20 protein-coding genes are annotated in these 24,558 nt (G+C 36.5%); 18 read left to right on the plus strand and 2 right to left on the minus strand.

Annotated elements, in window-relative coordinates:
• Window positions 1-207 precede the first annotated feature (207 nt).
• From LT143_RS17370 to LT143_RS17405, 8 genes are all read left to right on the plus strand, one after another.
• Window positions 208-651: a chemotaxis protein CheW gene (locus LT143_RS17370; protein ID WP_246945128.1), complete on the plus strand. Its 444-nt coding sequence runs from the start codon at window positions 208-210 to the stop codon at window positions 649-651.
• Between the two features lie 17 nt (window positions 652-668).
• Window positions 669-3,212, plus strand: a complete 2,544-nt coding sequence (locus tag LT143_RS17375; protein ID WP_246945131.1) for a chemotaxis protein CheW — start codon at window positions 669-671, stop codon at window positions 3,210-3,212.
• A 1,760-nt stretch (window positions 3,213-4,972) separates the two neighbouring features.
• Window positions 4,973-6,985 (plus strand): methyl-accepting chemotaxis protein, encoded by a 2,013-nt coding sequence (locus LT143_RS20810; RefSeq protein ID WP_418909852.1) that lies wholly within the window; start codon window positions 4,973-4,975, stop codon window positions 6,983-6,985.
• Between the two features lie 107 nt (window positions 6,986-7,092).
• Window positions 7,093-7,893 carry a CheR family methyltransferase gene (locus LT143_RS17385; protein WP_246945136.1) on the plus strand — a complete coding sequence of 267 codons (801 nt, stop codon included), beginning with the start codon at window positions 7,093-7,095 and terminating at the stop codon, window positions 7,891-7,893.
• A 3-nt stretch (window positions 7,894-7,896) separates the two neighbouring features.
• Window positions 7,897-8,952, plus strand: coding sequence for a protein-glutamate methylesterase/protein-glutamine glutaminase (locus LT143_RS17390; RefSeq protein WP_246945138.1), 1,056 nt, complete (start codon window positions 7,897-7,899; stop codon window positions 8,950-8,952).
• Window positions 8,953-9,086: 134 nt separating this feature from the next.
• Window positions 9,087-9,422 (plus strand): STAS domain-containing protein, encoded by a 336-nt coding sequence (locus LT143_RS17395; protein WP_246945139.1) that lies wholly within the window; start codon window positions 9,087-9,089, stop codon window positions 9,420-9,422.
• A gap of 236 nt (window positions 9,423-9,658) precedes the next feature.
• Complete coding sequence (locus LT143_RS17400; RefSeq protein WP_246945140.1) at window positions 9,659-11,308, plus strand: LuxR C-terminal-related transcriptional regulator; 1,650 nt, start codon at window positions 9,659-9,661, stop codon at window positions 11,306-11,308.
• Between the two features lie 100 nt (window positions 11,309-11,408).
• Window positions 11,409-12,326, plus strand: a complete 918-nt coding sequence (locus tag LT143_RS17405) for a YncE family protein (protein ID WP_246945141.1) — start codon at window positions 11,409-11,411, stop codon at window positions 12,324-12,326.
• 187 nt (window positions 12,327-12,513) lie between these two features.
• On the opposite strand, the gene LT143_RS17410 is transcribed toward LT143_RS17405, so the two are convergent.
• Window positions 12,514-13,521 (minus strand): LLM class flavin-dependent oxidoreductase, encoded by a 1,008-nt coding sequence (locus LT143_RS17410; protein ID WP_246945143.1) that lies wholly within the window; start codon window positions 13,519-13,521, stop codon window positions 12,514-12,516.
• A 234-nt stretch (window positions 13,522-13,755) separates the two neighbouring features.
• On the opposite strand from LT143_RS17410, the gene LT143_RS17415 reads away from it, so the two are divergent.
• The 10 genes from LT143_RS17415 to LT143_RS17460 all read left to right on the plus strand — a co-directional run bounded on the left by LT143_RS17415 (window position 13,756) and on the right by LT143_RS17460 (window position 23,757).
• Window positions 13,756-14,286 (plus strand): gamma carbonic anhydrase family protein, encoded by a 531-nt coding sequence (locus LT143_RS17415; RefSeq protein WP_246945145.1) that lies wholly within the window; start codon window positions 13,756-13,758, stop codon window positions 14,284-14,286.
• A 48-nt stretch (window positions 14,287-14,334) separates the two neighbouring features.
• Window positions 14,335-15,753 (plus strand): SLC13 family permease, encoded by a 1,419-nt coding sequence (locus LT143_RS17420; protein ID WP_246945147.1) that lies wholly within the window; start codon window positions 14,335-14,337, stop codon window positions 15,751-15,753.
• A 258-nt stretch (window positions 15,754-16,011) separates the two neighbouring features.
• Window positions 16,012-17,241, plus strand: a complete 1,230-nt coding sequence (locus LT143_RS17425) for a CaiB/BaiF CoA transferase family protein (RefSeq protein WP_246945149.1) — start codon at window positions 16,012-16,014, stop codon at window positions 17,239-17,241.
• The gene (locus LT143_RS17430; protein WP_246945151.1) at window positions 17,231-18,016 is read left to right on the plus strand and encodes an enoyl-CoA hydratase-related protein; all 786 of its coding nucleotides are present in this window, start codon (window positions 17,231-17,233) and stop codon (window positions 18,014-18,016) included. Before LT143_RS17425 ends, LT143_RS17430 begins: the two co-directional genes overlap by 11 nt.
• Window positions 18,017-18,025: 9 nt before the next feature.
• Entirely contained in the window at window positions 18,026-18,445 is a 420-nt protein-coding gene (locus LT143_RS17435; protein WP_246945153.1) for a PaaI family thioesterase, read from the plus strand.
• A gap of 67 nt (window positions 18,446-18,512) precedes the next feature.
• Entirely contained in the window at window positions 18,513-19,517 is a 1,005-nt protein-coding gene (locus LT143_RS17440; RefSeq protein WP_246945156.1) for a Bug family tripartite tricarboxylate transporter substrate binding protein, read from the plus strand.
• A 95-nt stretch (window positions 19,518-19,612) separates the two neighbouring features.
• Window positions 19,613-20,074 carry a tripartite tricarboxylate transporter TctB family protein gene (locus LT143_RS17445; RefSeq protein ID WP_246945159.1) on the plus strand — a complete coding sequence of 154 codons (462 nt, stop codon included), beginning with the start codon at window positions 19,613-19,615 and terminating at the stop codon, window positions 20,072-20,074.
• A gap of 21 nt (window positions 20,075-20,095) precedes the next feature.
• On the plus strand, window positions 20,096-21,646 hold the full coding sequence (locus tag LT143_RS17450; protein ID WP_246945161.1) for a tripartite tricarboxylate transporter permease: 1,551 nt from the start codon (window positions 20,096-20,098) through the stop codon (window positions 21,644-21,646).
• Window positions 21,624-22,832, plus strand: a complete 1,209-nt coding sequence (locus LT143_RS17455; protein WP_246945163.1) for a CaiB/BaiF CoA transferase family protein — start codon at window positions 21,624-21,626, stop codon at window positions 22,830-22,832. The genes LT143_RS17450 and LT143_RS17455 overlap by 23 nt, the downstream gene beginning before the upstream one ends.
• 256 nt (window positions 22,833-23,088) lie before the next feature.
• Window positions 23,089-23,757: a GntR family transcriptional regulator gene (locus tag LT143_RS17460; protein ID WP_246945165.1), complete on the plus strand. Its 669-nt coding sequence runs from the start codon at window positions 23,089-23,091 to the stop codon at window positions 23,755-23,757.
• A gap of 13 nt (window positions 23,758-23,770) precedes the next feature.
• Here LT143_RS17460 and LT143_RS17465 read toward each other — a convergent pair whose 3' ends face one another.
• Window positions 23,771-24,394, minus strand: coding sequence for a FadR/GntR family transcriptional regulator (locus tag LT143_RS17465; RefSeq protein ID WP_246945168.1), 624 nt, complete (start codon window positions 24,392-24,394; stop codon window positions 23,771-23,773).
• Between the last annotated feature and the right edge of the window lie 164 nt (window positions 24,395-24,558).

Genomic DNA, 24,558 nt, shown 5'->3' on the forward strand with positions numbered 1-24,558 from the left:
TCTAGTAACGAACTCCTATTTAGTGAAAAAGAAATAAGAATATCTTCCTATTAAGAGTCAATCAATCGCTCTGTCTCTTCTCTAGTATTGACTTCCTACCCTTTCATTTAGGATATAAAAATAGGAAGACCCTCCAATACCACAAAATCTAAAAAACACGCAAACTAAGATTAATAAGAAATAACAAACAGTTAGGAGGCGATCAAATTGACGGATGCTACTCAAATAGGCAAAGCTCAATTTGTCGTGTTTTCCGTAAATCAACAACTCTATTCCTTATCAATTGAAGAGGTTGTTGAAATACTTCGAGTACCTGTTATAACGAGTATACCAGGGATTAATGAAATGATAGAAGGAGTTATTAACTTACGTGGGAGTATTATTCCAGTTGTTAGCCTCCATAAAAGATTTAATTTAATTCAAGCTTCTAAGCACAAAAAGAATCGAATCGTTATTGTACAAGGAGAAAATGAAAACATCGGATTAAGAGTAGAAGAAGTAAGAATGGTTACCAAATTTAACGCAGATAACGTAGAGCCACCACCAGGTATGAGGGTGGATGAAGATATATTTATAGGCTTCGCTAAACTTGATGGACAAGTCATCGGAATTCTCAATCTTAAAAAGGTGTTATATGAACATCAAGTCTAGAAAAAAGGAGGTGCAACATGATGGACTTTGATTTATCTGCTTATCTAGGAGTCTTCTTAGATGAAGTAGATGAGCAACTACAATTATTAGATTCAGAGATATTAATATTAGAAAAAGACCCAAAGAAAACAGAAACGATTCAAAATATTTTCCGAGCTGCCCATACATTAAAAGGATCTTCTGCCTCAATGGGTTTTGAACAGATGAAGGAGTTTACACATCACTTAGAAAATATCTTTGATCTTGTTAGAAACCAGAAACTAGAAGTAACGTCTGAACTAATAAATGTTATTTTCGAGAGTATTGACTTTATTAAACAATTAAAAGAAGCCATTGTTAATGGAAACCTTGAAGAGATAGATATAGAGCCTTCTGTTAGGAAGTTGAGTCAATTTAATGAAGGAGGATTCATTAAAAATGACAAGAAAAAGAATAAACATTCAGATCCAATAAACGTTCAGTTGGATGAGTATCATAAGACGGTTCTCCGAAGTGGCATGGACTTTGGACATAATGCATTAGAAATTACGATAAAACTTGTAAGTGATGCGTTAATGAAAAACGTGCGGGCCTTGCTAATTCATAATAACTTAAAAGAAGCTGGAGAAATTGTTGCCTCTTTCCCATCGATTGAGGAAATGGAACGGGAAGATGGATTTAACGGTGAAATGAGTTATGTTCTATTAACGATGTTAAGTAAACAAGAGATTGTAGAGAATATTAACCAAATTTCTGACATTAAACATGTCAATATTAATGTTATTACGGAAGAAAATATAAACAAAGAAATAGTTGCGAATGAAGTGAGTAATGAGGTTCATATACAGACTAGTCCTATTCAAGATGAATTAGAACATGATTCGGCTAAAGGGGCGAAAGCCAAAATTAACCCGACGGTTCGAGTAGACGTTGATAAACTTGAGCATCTCATGAATTTGGTGGGAGAGCTTGTGATCGACCAAACTAGATTAGTAGACGTAAGAGGGCGATTAACAGAAAGAGAGTCTAGACAAGAAGATGATCTCGAAATTCTCGATGAAGTAACTAATCATCTAAGTAGAGTCATTACGGAACTTCAAGAAGGCATGATGAAAACAAGGATGCTACCAATTGAACAACTGTTTAATCGTTTTCCAAGAATGGTTAGAGATACTGCTCAAAAAGCAAATAAAGAAATTGATTTCATTATTCAAGGGAAAGAAACGGAACTTGATCGAACATTAATTGAGGAAATTAGTGATCCGCTTATCCACCTACTACGGAATTCGGTTGACCATGGAATAGAAAGTCCTGAAGAAAGAGTAAGACTTGGTAAACCTACTAGAGGTAAAGTGGTGCTCAGAGCAGCTCATGAAGAAAATCATATTGTTATTTCTATTAAAGATGACGGAAAAGGAATAGACCCGGAAAAAATTAGAAAAACAGCCGTGAGTAAAGGCACGATTACAGAAGAAGAGGCAAGTAAATTAAATGATAAAGATGCTATGTTTCTCATCTTTAAGTCTGGAGTATCAACAGCCGAGAAGATTACAGATATTTCTGGTCGAGGCGTTGGAATGGATATCGTTCGAGCTCATATAGAAAAACTGAACGGTATTATTGATATCGATTCTACAATTGGAGTAGGGACAACGTTTACAATTAAACTTCCACTTACATTAGCTATTATTCGTTCCTTATTAGTAAAGTTTGGACATAAGACATTCGCGATTCCTTTAGTAAATGTTTTAGAAATTATTAGACTAAACAAAGAAGATATCCAAATGATTAAGGATAAAGAGGTCGGTCTGGTCAGAGGAAGAGTGCTTCCATTAGTAAGAATGAAGAAAAAACTAGGAATTGAAGATAGCGATACAAATGGAGATGACAAAAAACGAGAATTTGTGATTGTCGTAGGAATTGCAGATAAACGAATTGGTTTGATAGCAGATAAGACGTTAGGAAATCAAGAGATTGTTATTAAATCATTAGGACCATACATTGGATCCCCTGCCTATATAGCTGGTGCAACTATTATGGGTGATGGAAGTGTAGCCTTAATCCTTGATGTATCTTCTGTTGTAAGAGAACAAGGGACGCAGGATCTTGAAAACATAGACAATCATGTGAAGAAAGAGTTAGAGGATGAAGGGCAATTTGTAACCTTTAAGCTGGCAACAGAAGAATATGCAATAGAGATTCAACGAGCAAAAGATATTGTTTCAGTTCCTATTATTACGAAGGTTGTCGATGCGCCTAAGGATTTACTAGGAATTATTAATTTAAGAGGGACTATGTTACCTGTCGTTGACTTAAGAGAGAGATTCAATTTAGAACCGACAAAGCGAACAAAGAAATCAAGAATTATAGTTGTGGAGAATGGTACTCAAGACGTAGGCTTCCTAGTGGATGAAGTAACGCAAGTATTAAAAACAAGCAATACATCTATTGAAAAACCATCCATTGAAAGTCAGTATAATCAATCAAATCTAATAAAAGGTATAAGTAAGATAGATCAAAGAGTTGTGATGATACTAGAGTTTAACGAAATCTTAAAAACAGTCAATCTAAATCAGTTGTAAAAACAAGTTAATTACTAGTTGTAATGACTTATATTAGGAGGCCACTGGCTATGGGTATATTTAGAAGAACAAGCATTGAAAAAGATCAACTACTGAAGACAACTTCATATTTAGAACAAGATTTAACCCAACTAACAGATGCGATTACACAAATAACCAAAGGAAATCAAACTCAAGCAACATCACTTGATCAAACAGGTTCTATGATGACGAACCTATCCCATTCTATTACAGGTGTTGTCCAAAATGCAGAAAACCTTAGAAAGACAACTTCAACAGCCTTTACTTCACTAGAAGGAATTCTTCAGGGGATTAAAGGACTAGATCAGAACGTAAGCACCAGCTCAAGTTCATTAGAAGAGATTTCAGCTGCATTAGAGGAAATGGCAAGTCAAATTAGTGGGGTTGCAGGAAATGCAGATCAGCTGACCGCATCAGCTAAAGATGCAACACATGCCATTCAGGAAATCGCTGCATCTATTCAACAAGTTTCTGGGAACTCTGTAAGTACGACAAATTCTGTTGAGAATGTCTCTGTAGCAATGGAACAGATGAGTAAGTCAATCGTAGGAGTAGCACAAAATGCAGAAAGCTTAACAAATTCTGCTAAAAGTACTAGTGATGCCATTCAGGAATTAGCGGCATCTATTGAGCAAGTAGCCGGGAATTCAACAAGAACTACTGCTTCGGTTGAACAAATCTCTGTTTCTATAGAAGAAATGGCTTCATCTATTAATGGTGTCAAGTTAAATGCAGAAAGTTTAACTTTATCTGCAACGGATACAAACAATGCCATTCAGGAAATGGCTGCTTCTATCCAACAAGTAGCAGGAAATGCAAGTCATACTTCTACATCCGTAGAAGAAGTATCTGCTGCGATTGAAGAGATGGCAGCTTCTATTGAACAAGTCGCAAGAAATGCAGAAAGCCTTACGCTTTCTGCTAAAGAAACCAATGATGGGATTCAAGAAATGGCGGCCTCCATTGAACAGGTTGCAAAAAATGCAGTAAGTTCTTCTGAATCTGTAGAGGAAGTATCAGCGGCAATTGAAGAAATGGGAAGTCAAGTTAAGGGTGTAGCACAAAATGCAGAGGTGCTAGCTGTATCTGTAGAATCTACAAGTACTTCTATAGAAGAAATGGCAGCCTCCATTCAACAAGTAGCAGGCAATGCAGAAAGTACAGCAGCTTCTGTAGAACAAGTGTCAGCAGCGATTGAAGAGATGGGTAGTCAAGTTAAAGGTGTTGCAGGCAATGCAGAAAGTTTAACTCAATCTGCTGTAGAAGTAAGTGGAGCGATTCAGGAGATGGCAGCTTCTATTCAGCAAGTAGCTGGTAACTCAAGAAGTACAGCATTTTCAGTTGAAGAAGTATCTGCAGCGATTGAAGAAATGGGAAGCCAAGTAAAAGGTGTTGCAGCAAACGCAGACACCTTAAATAAATCGTCAGAAGAAACAGCGGCCTCTATCCAACAACTAGCGGCATCAGTTCAACAGGTCGCAGGAAATGCACAAAATACAGCAAGTTCAGTGGAACAGGTGTCAGCCTCTATTGAACAAATGGGTAAATCTGTAAAAGGTGTATCAACTAGTGCAGGAAGCTTAACTAAGTCTGCAAGAGAGACCAATCAATCTATTCAAGAGATGGCAGCCTCTATTCAACAAGTCGCTGCCAATGCCGAAAATGTAAATAAGCTGACAACAACGGTTGCTCATGATGCTCAAAATGGTAAAGGGGCTGTTCTTGAGTCTGTTGAAGGAATGAAAGAGATTGGAGAAGTTGTACAACAGGCTTCAACAGTTATGCAAAGCTTGGGAAAAAGTTCAGATGAAATTGGTAGTATTATTGAAGTAATTGATGATATAGCTGAACAAACAAACTTACTCGCTCTTAATGCAGCAATTGAAGCCGCTAGAGCAGGTGAACATGGAAAAGGATTCAGTGTTGTAGCAGATGAAGTGCGAAAGCTAGCTGAAAGAACTGCATCAGCGACGAAGGAAATTGCTACATTAATAAAGGGAATTCAGGCTGAAACAACCGATGCTATAAAAGCAATTGAAGTTGGAGAGCAAAAGGTGGAGCAAGGCTATAAGCTTTCAGACCGTGCATCAGATGCTATAAATAAGATTGTAGTTGGTGTTGAAAACATTACGAGTGAGATTTCACAGATTACAACAGCAACAACACAACAAGCTGTTCAAGCACAAGATATAGTAAAATCTGTTGAAAATGTAACTCTTCAAGCGGACCAAGTAACGCAGGCAACGGTTGAGCAAGCAGCTGGTGTAGAGGAAATTATTAAGGGCGTAGTAAGTGCGCGTGAGCAAGTGAAGCAAATTACTGAGGCTACCCTAGAACAGTCAAAACAATCTGCTCACATTGTTAAATCAGTTGAAAATATGACAGAACAGGTAGATCAAGTAACACAAGCAGTGAAAGAGCAAGCAGCGGGAGTTGAGGAAATTATTAAGGGCGTTGTTAACGCTCGTGAACAAGTAAAACAAATTACGACCGCAACTGATGAGCAGGCAAAGCAGGCTCAAAGTATTGTAGATTCTGTAGCCGATGTGACAAATCAGGCTGAGCTTGTAACAAACTCTACGAAAGAACAAACAATAGCAGTGGAAGAAATCATCCTTGGGGTAAGAAATGCTCGTGAACAAGTAAAACAAATATCTGTAGCGACTGTAGAACAATCAAAACAAGCACAAGGTATTATTACTGAAGTTGTCAGTATGGTGAACCAAACTAAGCAAGTCACAGAATCTATGAAAGAACAAGCTGCAGGTGTTGAAGATATTATAAAGAGTGTAGTAAATGCCCGCGAACAAGTGAAACAAATAACATCTGGAACACAAGAACAAACAAAGCAGGCAGAATATATTGTGACGGCAATGGCAAATGTCACAAATCAGGCAGAACAAGTGACACAAGCAACTGAGGAGCAAAAAGAAAGTGCAAAAGAAGTGATCCGAGGGGTTGCAAATGCTCGTGAACAAGTAAAACAAATTACAACTGCTACAAGTGAACAAGCAAAACAAGCCCAAGAAATTGTAAAAGCTGTCGAAAGTGTAACGAATCAAGCAAATCAAGTAACTGTAGCGGTAGCAGAGCAAGTGACTAGTGTAGAAGATATTAAAAAAGGTGTCATTGATGCCCGTGAACAAGTAAAACAAATTACAGTGGCAACTAACGAGCAAGCAGCACAAGCAGAGGGAATTGTTACATCTGTATTAAACGTAACTGAACAAGCAGAACTAGTAGCTTCTGCAACTGTTGAACAAGCTGGTGGAGCTGAAGAAATTGCACGTGACGTGTTGAATGCGAAAGAGCAATTACTTCAAATAACAGAAGCGGTAACGGAACAAGCAAAACAATCAAGTGGAATTGTATCCATTATGTCAGATGTAACAAACCAAGCAGAGATTGTGACTCAGTCCACGAAGGAGCAAACAGCTGGGGTAGAAGACATTGTGAAGAGTGTGACAAGTATTACTGAACAAATGACAGAAGTCACAAAAGCAACACGTGAGTTAACATTAGTTAGTGAAGAAGTTGTGAAGCTAATTGATACCGTTAAAAATCAATCTGGCGAAGTGACAGAAGCAACAAAAGTACAGGCAGACGAAGTGAAAAATATTGAGAGAACTATAAAGGAAACGAGCTTTATGTTTACTCAAGGTGGTAAAGATATAGAAAGTGTTTCAAAGTTTGCGAACAATCTTAAAGACAAAAAGTTTGAACTTCAGCAATTAGTACAAGCTATAAAATAAAATAGAAAGAAACCGTTGATGAACCTCTCATCAACGGTTCCCTTTAAGTAAGGTTGTATGCGTATAAAGCCTAAATTTAAGTATGTGTAATAAGGGGTTAATGGAAAATGGAAAATATCGCACTAACTCAATTGGGACAGCTAGTTTATAACTATTGCGGCCTTAACTATTTATCTAATTTACCTTCATTAGAAGCAAAAGTATCAAAAAGGTTACAAGAGTTAAACGTCACCCTATGGAGTTATATAAAGATACTTGAAGAGTCAGCGGAAGAGTGGGATGTATTAATGGTGCTTCTCACCATAAATGAAACCTATTTCTACCGTGAAGATAAGCAATTATCTGTGTTTCAACATACAGTTTTACCATCTTTAAATAAAAAACATGTAAAACCAATTAAAATTTGGAGTGCAGCATGTTCGACAGGTGAAGAGCCGTATTCGCTAGCAATGAGTGTGTTAGATAGTGGGATTTATTCCTCAGATGAAGTTCAAATTATCGGAACTGATATTAATAAAAAGGTATTAAACACTGCTAAAGGTGGTACTTACAATAAAAGATCACTTTCGTTTAGGAGAATACCAGAACGGTGGTTAACCTCTTACTTCTATGACAATCCAAATGATTATCAGATTAAGGGTGAAGCAAAAGAAATGGTGTCCTTTAAATATTTAAATCTTCTAGATGATCGTTCAATGCGATCTGAAAGTGGATACGATGTTATTTTCTGTAGAAATGTTTTAATCTATTTTGATGCGGAAACAATTAAAAAAGTAGCTACGTATTTCTATCACTCTTTGAAAAAGGATGGCCTACTATTCCTCGGGCATGCAGAAAATATCTCAAATATGGGTATTGGATTTGAAACGATAAGCACCGATGGTACCTTTTATTATAGAAAGGGGTAACAAATGACTGAAAAATATAGCGTGTTGGTCGTGGATGATTCAGCCTTTATGAGGAAAACCATTAGCACTTTCATTGAAGCAAGTGAGGACCTTTACGTTGTTGGAAAGGCTAGAAATGGTTTAGATGCAATTGAAAAGGTGAGAAGATTAAAGCCGGCGATTGTCACTCTTGATATTGAAATGCCGGAGTTGGATGGATTAGAAACATTGAATAGATTAATGAAAGAATCACCTGTGCCTGTTGTCATGTTAAGTAATGGAGCAGAGTCTACTTTAGAGGCTTTTGAATTAGGCGCTGTAGATTTCGTCATAAAAGAAACATTAATAAAAAATAATAATCATGAAACTCTACAAGATTTTTACACAAGACTAATTGTAGCTGCGAATGCAAAGCTACCATTACCCATTATGAAAGAATCAGTTAAGGAATCAAACATAACGAATTTAACTCACATGAGGGAAACCTCTAAAGATCGAGATACGAAAAGCAAAGAATTAATTGTGATAGGTAGTTCGACTGGTGGACCTTCCGCACTACAAACTATATTAACTAGATTTCCAGAGGATTTTCCTATACCCATTGTAGTTATACAACATATGCCTCCAGGGTTTACAAAACCTCTTGCAGATCGATTTAATAGTCTATGTCAACTAACTGTTAAAGAAGCGGAGCATAATGAAGAAGTTCTACCTGGTCATATTTATATTGCCCCAGCAGGACTACAGACGACATTAAAGAAAAATCATCAAAATCGTTATGTGATAAAACTGAAAATCAGCTCTAACATAGAGACTTTATATAAACCATCTGTAGATGTGACGCTTTTATCTGTTGCTGAAATAGCAAAACAACACCTCTTGACTGTTATTCTTACTGGAATGGGAGATGACGGATTAAGAGGCTGTTCCTTAGTCAAAAAAGTAGGTGGAAGCGTTTTAGCAGAATCAGAAGAAACTTGTGTTGTATATGGAATGCCAAAGGTCGTTTTTGAAGCAGGGTTAGTTGATCAACAGTCACCACTACCAGCTATGTATGACCAAATGATTAAATACCTCTAAATTGTAGGACTCTTTTATAAAAGTCTGTTGCTTTTAAAAAAGTTAAAATTTACTTGATTCAATAAAATCAATCTAAGAGCCCGGTTTAAAAAATGTTATAGTAAAATAAGTAGGAAGAAATTAGAGGTGAAGTAATGTTACTTATTAATAAAGATTTAGTGGATATATTAAAAATTGAAGAGGAAATTACCATTAAAAATAATGAGCAGTTTAAGCTCGAAATGTCTAAGTTTTTATCAGACTGTAGACAATTTCTAGTATTAGATTTAGATGAAGTAAGTTATCTAAATAGCTCTGCGCTGGGAATTATTGCAGATACAGCAATGAAGGCAAAAAAAGAACATAAAGAACTTGTCCTATCAGGGATAAAGCCTCCAATTGATGAGATTTTTAAAATTGTTAAGTTTGACACTTTTATGAGACTATTCCCCACACTAAAAGAAGCGGAAGAGTACTTTAGTAATTTATAAAAGCTCTTTGTTACTTAATAAACTATTGATCTGAGGGTAGGCTCTCTTTTAACGATAAATGTCGTATATATTGTTGAGTACGAAAAAAGTATTATTAAGTCAGTTTGTTTCCTGCCACAAGTTTACCTTCTTGTGGTTTTGTTGTTTTAAGTTCAACTCTATAATATCGGTTATTTAAATAGTTTTTTCGGCACAATATAAGTAAATTAATTGCACATTAGGGGGGATGCGTTGAAATGAATATTGTGAACGATTTAATAGACGCCTATTCTGTCCATATGCATATACCTCTCTTATTAATCAAGGAAGACGGCTCTATTCAATTAACAGTCAATTTAGAAGAAAATAACCTAGTGCTAATAAAGGCGTCAAATATTTTAGAAGATCTACTAACTGTAGGTAGATTAATTAAGAGACCAACTATTCTCACTCCAACTAATGAAGAGTATGCAAGTCTTCAGTTCATGTTATCTCCCTTGTTTAAACTAAACAATCAACAGTTCTACATACTCGGTGGGCCAATAATAGAAGAAGCGCATCATGCTAATGAAGATTTGCAGTTCATCTCTAGGATAAACAAAGATGAAAAGCTACGATTATTTGAAAAAATGCAAACCTTGACAACTATAATAGATAGTTTTGAGAAGAAAGAGGTAATCGAGGATAGTCAGTTAAGTTTTGGTATCCTCTTTGATGTAATTCGTAATCTAAGTTTAAAAGAGAGTACGCGTGAGCAAATTTCTACCTTCATATTTAATGAATTAGTTAGAGATGGAAAAATTGATCTAATAGGATTTTCGTATAAGAACAATGAAGATATTTTTGTTATTGAATCTGTATCAGGAGAAGGTTCAGAAGCCTTAATGGGTAAAAAATTTCATATTGGTGAAGGAATTTTAGGTCAAGCTGTAGTGGCAGGTCAGAATATGGTATTGTCAAATATAAGTAACTCAAACCGATTTTCTATTTTCCATCAGGACAACATCTACCCATCTCATTTTTTCAGCATACCTATTAAAAGTAATGAAGATGTAGTTGGCATTTATTTTGGCGGTACATTTGGGAACCAACCAATACATCAAAGGCTTATTGATTTCATTGAATTTAGTGGCTTTTTTATTCAAGAGCAAGAAAATAAATATCGTTTGATGAAAGAGGCGCAAGATAATAAACTGAAATTTGAATCCATTCTCGATTTACTAAATATCTTTCGAGAAAGTGTCTCTTCCAGAAGTATGATATATAGTTTACTGGATTTCAGCACGGTTCTTAACAATCAAAATTATTGCTGTTTTACCTTTTCGGATGGTGAGTTTATCAGTTGTGGAGAAGTGAATAATGCTTTTTTGACAAGCCATAATGAGGCCATAAAATCAGGAAAGTTAGGTAAAGTGGATCATGGTGAATATGTCATTATTCACTACTCAATTTATGTAGATAATGAAATTAATGGAATTTTAACTGTTCCATTCTCTAATAGGCTTGTGACTGAAGAATCTTATTCTATTTATGCTCTTGACACGGTAATTGATTTGTTAAAAAACAATAAAGAGGATAGTGTGTATAAAACAAACAACTCGTCAACTAATCCTCATGAAAAATTAAATATTGATGATGTGCGTGATATAGTAGATCTAGAATTAGAAGATATAGAAAATATGGTCAATATCGGAAGTGTAATTGAACAACTCCCATTAACCTCTAGAGAGAAAGAAATTCTCCGTTTACTATTAGAAGGGTTGAATAATCAAGAAGTCGCAAGCTACCTAAATATTAGTGTTCATACAGTAAAAAACCATATCACCAATATATATAAAAAGTTAAATGTAACAGATAGAGTCCAAGCAATGACAAAGATATACCGTATTAAATACGGGGAAGAATAAGGAATACTAGTAAGGTTATCAAGTAAGCAACCATGCAAAATGGTTGCTTTATTTGATAAGAGGTTTATGATGGTAGTAAACAAGTTAAAGGGGATTTCATATGGCAGAATATTTAATTGTCTTAAATAAAGATGAGGATACGGTTTCAATCATTGATGTAGAGTCTAGAGAAACAATAAAAACGATTGAAACGGATTATAATCCACATGAGCTAGTCGTGACATTAGATGGTAAGAAAACATATGTGGCATGCTCGCTTGGAAATAAAATCAATATCATAGACAATGATTTATTTGAAATCACCAAAGTTATTGAGCATCCTGACTTCAACTTTCCTCATGGACTGGGACTAACGAAGGATGGTAAAAAATTATACGTAGCCTCCACATATAGTGAAAAAGTGTTTGTCGTTGATACAAATACATATGAAATTACAAACGTTTTTCCTACTTATCAAAAATACTCACATATGATCTCATTTTCACCAGATGGTGAAAAAGTGTATGTTCCTAATATAGGTAGTGACAATATTACAATTGTTGATGTACAAAAAGAAGAAGTCATCAATCATATTCCAGTTGGAAAAGGACCAGAAGGGGTAGCCGTACATCCTAATAATCGTGATCTTTATGTAGCTAATCAAGAGGATCATACCTTATTTGTCATTGATCTTGAGACGTTAACGGTTAAACATAAAAGAAGGGTTGGGGCAATTCCTGTGCGTTTAGTGTTTTCACCAGATGGCAAATATGCTTTAATTCCGAATCGAGAATCGGGTGACTTATCTATTATTGAGACGGAACATAAATTAAAAGAGATGGTTAGACCATGGGAAGTGAAGCGTATTCGAGTAGGTGTATGGCCAGGTGGAGTTGTCTTTAATCCAGAAGGAACTCTTGCTTATGTAGCAAATAATAAAACAAATGATGTATCTATCATTGATATGAATAATCTAGAAGAAATCGGTAGAATAAAGGCTGGCATCCATCCAGATGGAATTGCGTATTTAGTTAGGTAAGTCTAATATGACTTACAATGCAATGTACTAGGAGGTAAATTGGATTTTATAGGTAATACGAAAGTAACAGCCAAATCGAAAACAGCCTCCCGATAACACACAAATTTTGACATAGATAACCCCCTAAGCTCGGTGAAGTTCGCCAAACTTAGGGGGTATTTTTGTCATAAAGTTAGAAAAATTATAGCTATTTATTATTAGTCAGTTCAGCTACTATTTTATAAGAACGTAAGCGTGCAGAGTGGTCATAAATCATACTATTTATGATAATTTCATCAGCCTCTGTTTTGTCTAAGAAGGCTTGAAGCTTTTGCTCAACTGTATTTGGATCTCCTACTATGGATGAATCTAATCTCTCTCGAAGAGCAAGCTTCTCATGTTCACTACAAAATGCCTCAATATCTTCAACAGGAGCAGGCAGCTTACCTGGTTTATTTCGAATTAATCCTAAAAATGATAGTTGCATGGAAGTTGCCAACTTTTGAGCGACTTCAGTGGTGTCAGCAGCCACCACGTTAACACCAACCATTGCGTAAGGCTTGTCTAGTACTTCTGATGGTTTAAAATAACTTCGATAAAGGTTCAACGCACCAACCGTATTTTGAGGAGCAAAATGGCTCGCAAACGCAAACGGCAGTCCTAATTGGCCAGCTAATTGGGCACTGTAACCACTTGAACCAAGTAACCAAATAGGAACGTTTAATCCTTCACCTGGTACAGCTTTTACATGTGCATGATTAGATAAAGACGGGTTAAAGTAAGCGCGCAGTTCAGCTAACTGCTCAGGAAAATCCTGACCATTACTTCTTGGATCTCTTCTTAAAGCTTGGAGTGTTAATTGGTCTGTTCCTGGGGCACGACCAAGTCCTAAGTCTATTCTCCCTGGATATAAAGATTCTAATGTACCAAACTGTTCGGCAATTACTAAAGGAGCATGATTAGGAAGCATGATACCACCCGAACCGACACGAATAGTAGAGGTCCCTTGTGCTACGTGGCCAATAACAATAGAAGTAGCAGAGCTTGCAATTCCAGGCATATTATGATGTTCTGCTAACCAAAACCTTTTGTAGCCCCATTGTTCAGTATGTCTAGCCAAATCTAATGTATGTTGTAACGATACCGCAGGAGAACTACCCTCAACGATTGGAGATAAATCTAATACTGAAATAGGGGTGTCATTTAGTATTTTCATGTTTTGTTCAACTTCTTTCTGTATGAAATATGGTCTAATCTATAACTTTGTTGCTTTTAGTATTTATTCAAAGTAAAGTTTCACTCATCCATATTATCAGTAATAATGGGTAGATTAAACAATTTGAACTTGAAAAGAGAAGATTTATCAGCATTGACTAAACAGAAAATTCATACTATTATTAAAGTTAAGTGAGTGGTCAGACCATAATATTAACTGAAAAGGGTGTTGAAATTGATTTACGAATTCAAAGGCAAGAAACCTGTAATTGATGAATCAGCTTATATTGCTAACAGTGTTGAAATTATTGGAGATGTTAAGATTGGGAAAGATGCCTCTATATGGTTTAACACCGTCATAAGAGGAGACAATGATGTCATTCAAATTGGTGATCGTGCCAATATACAAGATGGTAGTGTATTGCATGTGAACAAGTCGATGCCAATTATTATTGAGGAAGATGTGACGGTTGGACATAACGTTATTGTTCATGCTTGTACAGTTAGAAAGGGCGCATTGCTCGGGATGGGTTCGATTATTCTGGATGGGGCTGAAATCGGTGAATATGCGTTAGTTGGTGCTGGAACGGTCGTTCCTCCCGGAAAGAAGGTACCACCGAGAACTTTAGTTGTTGGTAATCCTATGAAAGTTGTAAGAGAGTTATCAGATCAAGAGATTGAAAACATGAATGTACGAACATACCTTTCTTATGTTAGTAAAGGAAAGGAATATAAAGAAGGATTAACAAGAATTTCTCCAAACTAACCTTAAGAAAAGATTATAACTAATAAATTAAAGAAAGAAGTAGATGATATGCAAAATAAGGAGCTATCTACACCTGATAGGGAAGCACTTACTTTGAATAAAACGACGGTTTGCTTGTTTCTTGGAATTAATGCTTTAGCGTGGCTTCTTATCTTTTACATACCTATACAACATGCCAAAACTCTCATTCTTTTAATCTTTGCTTTATCTGGCTGGGGATTAAAAGTCATACCTCAACCAATTGTCTCGCTCCTTTTATTAGTCTATATACCTTTTTTAAATCTTGGCTCATTTACAGATAGTTTAATAGGCTTTTCACAGCCTTTTATTTGGTTACTTGTTGCGACATTTTTACTTGCAGCAAGTGTAGAAAAAAGTGGATTTGGTAAAAGGTTGGCTCTTTGGTTACTTAGTAGGGCTAAGGGGAGAGGGCCGTTATCCATTCTCTATATTTTCTTTACAGTTATAGTACTAGGATTTACGATTCCAACTGCTGCCGGAAGAAGTTCAATGATTATGCCGGTAAGTATAGGAATGATTCAAATTAAACAAGACCCTAATTTTGCTAAAAGTTTGATGCTAGGAGTAGCATTCACATCAAGTTTTATCTCTTGGGGATTAATTACAGGTTCTAGTTCCTCTATTTATGCTGTTTCTTTCCTTGAATCCTCTTTAGGTTATAAATGGACCTATTTTAATTGGTTTTTATTAAATTTTCCACCTATGATTCTCACATTATTTTGTCTTTGGCTTATGCTAAGACTCTTTTTTCCTCTACCCAACTACGAAAAAATCGAGAGTATTCAATTTATCCAACAAGAGCTGATAGAGTTAGGAAAAATGAAGGTACAAGAATGGAAAGTATGTGCGATCGGTCTTCTTACGATTATTGGATGGTGCACGGAATCTGTACATGGTTACTCTGTATCAATGATTGCACTACTTGCAGGTATTATTACGTGTTTACCTGGAATCGGTATCCAAAGTTGGAAAGAAGGTTCAAAACATATTGCCTGGGATGTAGTCATTTTATTCGGCTCAGGCTATGCGTTAGCACAGGTTATTATTGCTAACAAAACAAGTGATTGGATTGCTGAACAAGTCCTACATGTTTTTCCTTCTGTCACTCCCTTCCAGGCTACGTGTATTATTTTAGGGATTATTATAATCATCCGAGCGGGCTTTGCCAATATGCTTGCTATTACAGCTGTATTTTTGCCTATTGCTATTAGTCTATCAGAAATGTGGAATCTAAATCCTATTTGGACATCGCAAATCGTCATCATAGCTTGCTCTTTTAGTTATTTTTTACCCATTCAATCTCCGTCTAACTTAATTTGTTTTAGTTATGGGTATTTTTCAGAACTTGACCTTCTTAAGACAGGATCTGTATTATCTGTCATTAATTTGCTTATTGTCATCGTCATTAGCTTATATTATTGGCCGTTACTGGGTTTAACACCATAGGTTGCAAAAAAGAAAGAAGAATGTCGAGTGAAATTTTCGAAAAAATTAAAAAAATAGGTTGATATAGAAAACGCTTCCAGCTATGATTAAATTGTATACAATATACAAGGGTGATTAACAGTTATCGAGATTGTATACAGTGTACGAATCTAACGCTTAATTTTTTTACTACAGAATTTTGTATACAGTGTGCAATGGTGAGGGTGAAACCATACAGGTTTTTCGCTTAGATAAGTAAAAAGTAGGAGGGGGAAAATTATGTTACCACTTGATGGAATGAAAGTATTGGATTTAACACAGTTTCTTGCTGGTCCCTACTGTACGATGGTTCTTTCTGATATGGGAGCCGATGTTACTAAGATTGAAAAATTTCCTCTTGGAGATGATTCAAGAAGGTTAGGGCCTTTTATCAATGATGAGGGTTATTGCTTCGCAATGCCAAATCGTAACAAGAAGAGCTTAGCATTAGACTTGAAAAGTCAAAAAGGACAACAAATATTTACAAGGCTAGCGGAAGAGGCTGATGTAATTATTGAAAATTTCCGTCCTGGTGTAACTGCTAGACTCGGTATTGATTATGAAACTATTAAACTAAGAAATCCTGGAATTATTTATTGTTCAATCTCTGGTTTTGGGCAAACGGGTCCTTATGCTTCAAAAGGTGGTTTCGATATCATTGCTCAAGGTGTAACCGGATTTATGAGAATGACAGGTCATCCTGGCGGCAAGCCTGCAAAAGTTGGGATTGCAATCAATGACATAGCAGCTGGTGCTACCGCGCTTTATGGGATTTTAGGAGCTTATGTTCACAAACTAAAAACTGGCAAGGGACAATACTTAGATACATCATTAGTTGATTCCGGTCTTGCATGGACGGTTTGGGAATCTGCAGCTTATTTCGGAAGTGGAGAGGTACCACAGCCAACGGGAACAAGACATCGTCGGTCAACTCCATATCAAGCATATAAAACAGAAGATGGCTACGTAACAATTGGTGCAGGTAACCAAAGACTTTGGGAAAGAGTGTGTAACCAAGTCTTAAATACACCTGATTGGATAGAAGATTCTCGTTTCAAAACGCTTGATGCCAGAGTTGAAAATGTGGATCTTCTGGAAGAAATGATTGAAGAAATTACAACAACAAAACCGACAGCCCATTGGATTGAGCTACTTGATGATGCAGGTGTTCCAGCTGGTCCAGTGTACACGTATGATCAAACATTAAACGATCCGCATGTGTTATCACGTGACATGGTTGTTGAGATGGATCATCCAAAATTAGGAAAGATTAAAACTTTAGGGATACCAATTAAGTTTTCTGAAACACCTCTTCAAATTAGACAGCCTGCTGCTTGGCTAGGTCAACATACGACCGAAACATTAAAGGGAGTAGGTTACTCTGAAGAAGAAATTAACGCTTTATTTGAAGAGGGAGTTATTTATAACAAATATCAAGAAGAAGAGGCTGGTGTAGAAAATGGAAAATAACCACGTATATCTCGAGAAAAAAGGTGCAATTGCTACAATCTATTTTAATCGTCCCGAAAAGCGAAATGCCTTAACGCATGAAATGTGGAAAGCAATTCCTGGATTAGTAAAGGATGCAGAAGAGGATGCCACAATTAAGGTAATTATTTTAAGAGGTGTAGACGAAACATCATTTGCTGCGGGTGCTGATATTAGCGAGTTTAAAACACTAAGATCAACTGCTGCTGGGGCTAAAATCTACAATGATGCCACACACGAAGCGGAGAGAGCGGTTGCTACTTGTAAGAAACCAACAATCGCAATGGTGCAAGGTTACTGTATCGGTGGTGGATGTGAACTAGCATCTGCATGTGATTTCCGTTTTGCTGACACAAATGCTAGATTTGGAATCACACCTGCAAAATTAGGTTTAGTATATGGTTTAGATGCAACAAAGGTATTGGTAGACTTAGTTGGAGTATCTAACGCTAAATATATCCTGTTTTCAGGTAATCATTTAGATGTAAATAAAGCAGCTTCATTCGGTTTAGTAAACGAGATTTACTCTCCAGAAGATATTGAAGAGAAGACATATGAGTTCGCTGAAACTCTCTGCACGAGAGCGCAATTTACAGTAAGAAGTATGAAATACATTATTAACGAAATCGCATCAGGTACTTCGGAAGATACAGAAGAAACAGCAAGGTTACGTCTTGTATCCTTTGAAACGGAGGATTACCAAGAAGGTGTTGCAGCATTTATGGAAAAACGAAAACCTGAATTTAAGTACTCATAGGACCTGACGATGAATATTGAACATCTTCGAAGTACATTTGAAGAAGCAGCCACAACGCAAAAACCGGACTTTGAAACATTCTTTTTAGCAAAGTTTTTCCAATTAGACATTAGCTATGGAGAAGAGAAGTGTGTTGTAAAGTTCCCGGTCGAAGAGTACATGTTTAATCCACAAGGATCTTTACATGGAGGGGTCATTTCCTTTGTTCTAGATGTATCAATGGGACACCTGACAAAAAAGTTTCTAGGTAAAGCAGTAACACTGGAGATGAAAACACAATATTTGCGACCAGCAACATCTGGAATCGTAAGTTGTGAGGCACAATTTTTGAAAAAAGGTAGAAAAATCGTATACGTTGAATCAAGATTGACAAATGAACAAGGTAAGCTACTAGCTATTGGTAATGCAACTTGGTCGAGGATAGAATGAATATCATTCTATCCCTGCACAATAAAATTTCTGAATTTTTAAAATTAAAAGAAAAGGGGTTTTATAAGTGAAAAAACTATTTTCATTGGTAATTGCATTAGTATTAATGTTAGCGCTTACAGCATGTAATAGCAGCACATCAGGATCAAACGGAGGAGAAGAAGCCGCAACTGAAAATTATCCAAATGACACACTCCAATGGACAATTGCTTTTGGACCGGGTGGAGGAAATGACATCATGTCAAGAACGATCATTGATATCTTAAATAAGCATGATTTATATCCAGGAGATATTGTACCTGAAAACCGTGAAGGTGGAAGTGGTGCTGTAGGTTGGGGCTTCTTACACAATAATGCTGGAAATCCTTATCACATTAGTTCAACGAGCGGTAGCTTTATAAATACTCCTTTAGTATCTGATGTTCCATTTAACTATGAATCATTTACTCCAGTTGCCTTACTTGCAACAGATGATATGGTAATGCTTGTAAATGGAGACTCTGAATTTAATACTTTAGAAGATTTCATTACAGCAGCTAAAAATAGTGGTAGTAAAAAGCTTTCTATTGGAGGAATTGGAGCTGTTAACGTTGACGCAATGATTCCAAAGTTATTAGGGGAAGCGGCTGGCTTTGAGTTTGAATATGTACCATTCCAAGGTGATGGTGAATTAACAAGTGCATTATTATCAAAGAGCGTACATGCAATCATGGCTAATCCTGCTGAAGCATTAGGTCAAATTGAAGCAGGTAAGATGAAACCCCTAGCATTTACTGGACAAAAGCGAATTGAACAACTTCCTGATACACCAACGTTAATTGAACTTGGTTACGATGTTTCTTTACCAATGCCTCGTGGAGTTATTCTTGCTGGAGATGTTCCAGCTGAAGCTCAACAATGGTGGATTGATACGTTAAAGAAAGTTGTTGAAACAGATGAATGGAAGGCATACATTAGTGAAAATAGTTTAACAGAATACCAGTTATATGGTGATGAGTTCGGAGAGTATCTAAAGAATACAAGTTCAACATTTGAAGAGATCTTAATCGAAATCGGTGCAATTAAAAAATAAGGCTCTTCAAAAGCACAATGAAAACAGCTAAAAATAAAAACGAATGAGCATGTGCATAAAGTGCACATGCTCACTTTCTAAAAAGGGTGATAAAAATGAAAATAGTGTTCTCAACCTTTTTGTTTGTTCTCTCACTCGCCTACACACAGATCGCCTTAGGCTTTAACTTCTATAATAACTCACGACCTGGCCCAGGTTTCCTTCCAACAATAGTTGGGATCTTATTAGTTATATTTACTGGTCTTACCTTATATCAACAGGTGAAGGCATATAAGCAACAGAAGGCTGAAAATGTTGCTAGTGAGGAGACAGAAAAAGGCGAAAGTAAGGATGTTGCGATCTTAATAGTCTTAATTGCATTGTCCGTATTGTTGTTAAATGTATTAGGTGGTCTGATTGTAATGCTACTATTTGTGTTCGCTAATCTCCACTTCTTCAACAAAGGTAAACACCTTCAAAATATTATTACAAGTGTTGTTGTTTCGACCTCGATTTTTTTACTGTTTGAATTGTGGCTAAATGCCGGTATCCCAAAAGGCTTTTTAAATCTATTTTAATGGTACGTTAGGAGGTGCTCTATGGATCTGTTTACAAATTTGATGCAAGGATTTGAAGTAGCGATTACACCCGTAAATATTCTTTTCCTTATTATAGGTGCATTTGTTGGGATGGTTGTTGGTATTTTCCCAGGGTTCGGACCTTCAGCCGGGATTGCCATCCTTCTACCTATGACCTTTACGCTAGAACCAACTACTGCAATTATCATGCTAGCCGGGATTTACTATGGATCAATGTATGGTGGTACTATCACATCCATCTTAATCAATACTCCAGGTGAATCAGCAACCGTTGCGAGTACACTTGACGGTTATCCATTAGCGAAGGCAGGAAGAGCAGGTCCTGCACTTGTTATGCAGGCGGTAGCCTCGTTTGTGGGTGGAACCATTGGTGTTATCTTAATATGCTCTCTAGCACCGTTCTTCTCTGAAGTGGCTATATCATTCGGTCCTGCAGAGTATTTCATGTTAATGGTTATGGGTCTACTTACATTAACGATAATGACGGGTGATAATAAACGAAATGGTATCGTCTCAGCATTATTAGGTTTAGCAATTGCAACGGTAGGTGTTGACGTTGTTTCTGGAATGCAGCGTTATACATTTGGATCAGCAGAGCTAATTAACGGTATTGACTTTATCCCCGTTGCAATCGGACTATTTGGTTTAGGTGAGTTATTCCACTGTGTTTATACAGGTCTGCATAAAGGTAAAGCATCAGAACCGATTAAATTTAGTTATCGTGGTGGGCATTTTTGGCCAAACCTAAAGGATTATATTGAATGTAAATTTACATTTATTAGATCATCCGTACTAGGATTTGTTATCGGGGTTTTACCAGGAGCGGGAGCAACCATCGCTTCCTTAATGTCCTACTCGGTTGAGAAAAAAATGTCAAAAACTCCAGAGAAATTTGGTAAAGGGGCTATGCCTGGATTAGTAGGACCTGAAGCCGCAAACAATGCAGCTTCTGCAGGTGCAATGATTCCGCTTTTAACGCTAGGTATCCCGGGATCTGGTTCAACTGCTGTTTTACTAGGTGCCTTCTTAATGTGGGGGCTTCAACCAGGACCTTTATTAATGGAAAATAATCCAGACTTTACGTGGGGATTAATTACTAGTATGTATCTTGGAAATGTCGTTTTATTATTAGTAAATATTGTGGCGATTCCACTCTTTGTAAAGATAATGAGAGTACCTTATAAAATGCTCGTACCTGTCATTTTAATACTATGTGTTATCGGAACTTATAGCTTACATGGAAGTATTGTGGAAACTTGGATCTTATTATTCGCAGGAATCGTAGGATTCTTTATGAAGCAATATGGGTACTCTCCAGCAGCATTAGTACTCGCGTTAGTTCTTGGACCATTAGCAGAGAACTCTCTACGACAAGCACTAATCTCATCAGGTGGAAGTTTTAGTGTATTTGTTGTAAGACCAGTTTCTCTTTCATTATTAATTGTCATTTTATTGGTAATCATTGTCCCAATGATCTTAAGCTTTCGAAAGAAAAGAGCAGGAGGCTCTACTCTGAATAAAGGTGGAGATGATAAAAATGTTACCTCTTGAGGGAATTAAAATTATTGATTTAACTAGAATCTTGAGTGGTCCATTTTGTACAATGACACTGGCTGATATGGGGGCAGAAGTAATTAAGATTGAAAGCCCTGCAGGTGATGATACAAGAAAATGGGGCCCACCCTTTATAAATGAACAAAGTGCCTATTACACAAGTATTAATCGAAATAAACAAAGTATCGTTTTAAATCTTAAAGAGGAAAAAGGTCGGAAAATTCTCTTAGATTTAGTAAAGGATGCTGACGTAGTTGTAGAAAACTTTCGCCCGGGTACGATCGCCAAGCTAGGAGTAGGTTATGAGACATTAAAGGAACATAACCCACGAATCATTCTTTGCTCTATATCAGGATTTGGTCAGACTGGACTATATGCACAAAAGCCAGGATATGATGTTCTTGCTCAAGGTATGGGAGGCCTGATGTCCGTAACGGGAGAAAAGGGAGGAGCCCCTGTAAAAGCCGGATATTCTTTAGCTGATATTGGTTCAGGTATGTGGGCAGCATTCGGGATTCTTACGGCACTATGGGAAAGAGAGCGCTCAGGTGAAGGACAATGGGTTGATACTTCCCTTTTGGATACAATGGTTTCATGGCAAACCTATTTAGCAGCTAATTATTTTGCGACAAATGATAATCCAGAGCCACTAGGAGGAGCTCATCCTAATATTGTGCCTTATCAAGTTTTTGAAGCTTCAGACGGTCACTTTATTATTGCCGTTGGAAACGATAAGCTATGGCAAGCATTCATAGGTGCACTAGATAAAGAAGAGTTAAATGATGAACGGTTTGCAACCAATCCAGATCGGGTTAATAATCGAGAAATCCTAATCCCAATGCTAAACCAAATCTTTAAAACAAAAACGGTGCAAGAGTGGATCACCATTATTGAAAATGCGAGAATTCCATGTGGCCCTGTAAATAAATTCTCAGATGTATTAAGTGATCCACATGTACTGGACCGTGAAATGGTTATTGAAATGTCTTCACCTGAAGGGAATGCAGTGAAGATGCTAGGTATTCCTGTTAAATTCTCAAGAACACCAGGAAAAGCGAGAGATCTCCCGCCAAAACTAGGTGAGCATACAGACCTCATATTGAAAAAGCTTGGATATAGTGACCAAGAAATTGATGAATTATCAAGGGATGGAATAATAAAAGGAAGTAAACAAGTAATTTAGACTACTTTCCCTGAAATTAAGCCGATAAAATGCCGTATTTCTCGTTTAGAATAGTACAGCTCTTTTTATTTAAAGCACTGGACATTGTATTACCGAGTAAAAATCCGGGTTCCTGAGATTTTCACGAATGCAACAATCTTTACAAAAACAGCCCTGAACAAAAAACTAGAAGAGTTTCTTCTTTAATGTTTGGAAATTGAAACGAAATTCTATATGATATATAGGTGGCGGAGTAGAGAAGAAGGAATGGTACGAGATGAATAAACCTAAAACAATGACAGAGTATGCATATGAAGAACTTAAAAATAACATATTAGCCGGTGTCTATAAGCCTGGAGATAAGTTAACAGAAGTTGCTCTTGCTAATGAGTTAAATGTAAGTCGTACTCCTATTCGGGATGCGCTTCAGCGACTTGGAGCAGAAGGCCTAGTAACGATCACTCCTCATAAGGGAATAATGGTGACAAAGCTAACGAAGAAGGATGTACAGGATTATTATCAAGTAAGAAAAATGTTGGAAGGTCTGGCAGCTAAATTGGCTGCTGAAAACGCTACAGAAACGGAACTAGCGTTATTTCGGGAGTTTTTTGAAGGATTAGAGGAGCTTTTTGAAAGAGAAAAGGGCCTTGATAATTATAAGGATATCGCCAAGAAAAATGTAGAATTTCACCGTTTAATATGTCAAATGGCTAAAAATGATGTATTGGCCAAAATGTTGGAAAACCTTGCTAGTCCTATTACAGTTGTCCGGTCCACTAATTGGTCAACCTTTAAAGATCGAAAGAATATTACAATGGAAGAGCATAGGAAAATTGCTTATGCGATTCTTGCAAAAGATAGCAAACTTGCTCAAGAAGCAGCAGAGGAGCATATTCAACAAGCATTGGAAACTTCTATGTTAGCTGTTCAAGACGAGGATGATTAAAGAGAAGCAAAAATCATACGATTTTTGCTTCTTCTATTTGTTGGATGTAATCTGTCAAAGCTGTATAATTTAAGGAATTGTATGCCTCAAGAATCTTATCAATTTCAAATCGATTCGTAACATGTAAATAAAAGTCAAAGCTCTCTAGGAGTTGATTTGTTAGTTGCCAGATTTCTAGATAATAGTTATTCAATAATTGTTTCCCTACAAAATCAACTAATGATGAAAAAGAAGACCAAAAATCAGCTTGATCTACTTGTAATTGGTCAATACTGATCTGATTAGAAATCCCTAGCGAAAGTATTTGTCTAGCATGAAGAAGGGATACTTGATAGTACTTGTGTAACTCAACCAGATTCTCTTCCTTCCTAATAATGGACAGCGGTATTAAGTAAGGTGGAGGCTTAGAAACAAAAGTACCTTCTCCTTGTCTTGACTCTAAGTATTGTAAGATTTCTAACGCCCTAATTCCTTCTCTTACAGAAGAGCGACTTACTTCTAATCGTTCGCTTAATTGTCTCTCTGTAGGTAACTTAGAACCGGGTTTAAGCTTTTCTGCAGCTATATATTGAATTAGTTGTCTTGTTACTTCTTCAGACATTCTGGGAACACTTTGTATTCCATAGTTTTTCTTCATGTATTTTCATTCCTTTTGATCAAAGTCTATACATATAATAAACGAAATAAGCTTAAGAAGAAATGAAAGATTGCTATTGACTAATGTAACAATTATAATTATCATAATAAGTAAATAATGGTCAGACCATCATAAATATATAATATTTAGTAAGCGTTTTCTAG

The organism is Bacillus pinisoli (assembly GCF_023036475.1).
Taxonomy (GTDB): Bacteria; Bacillota; Bacilli; order Bacillales; family SA4; genus Bacillus_BS; species Bacillus_BS pinisoli.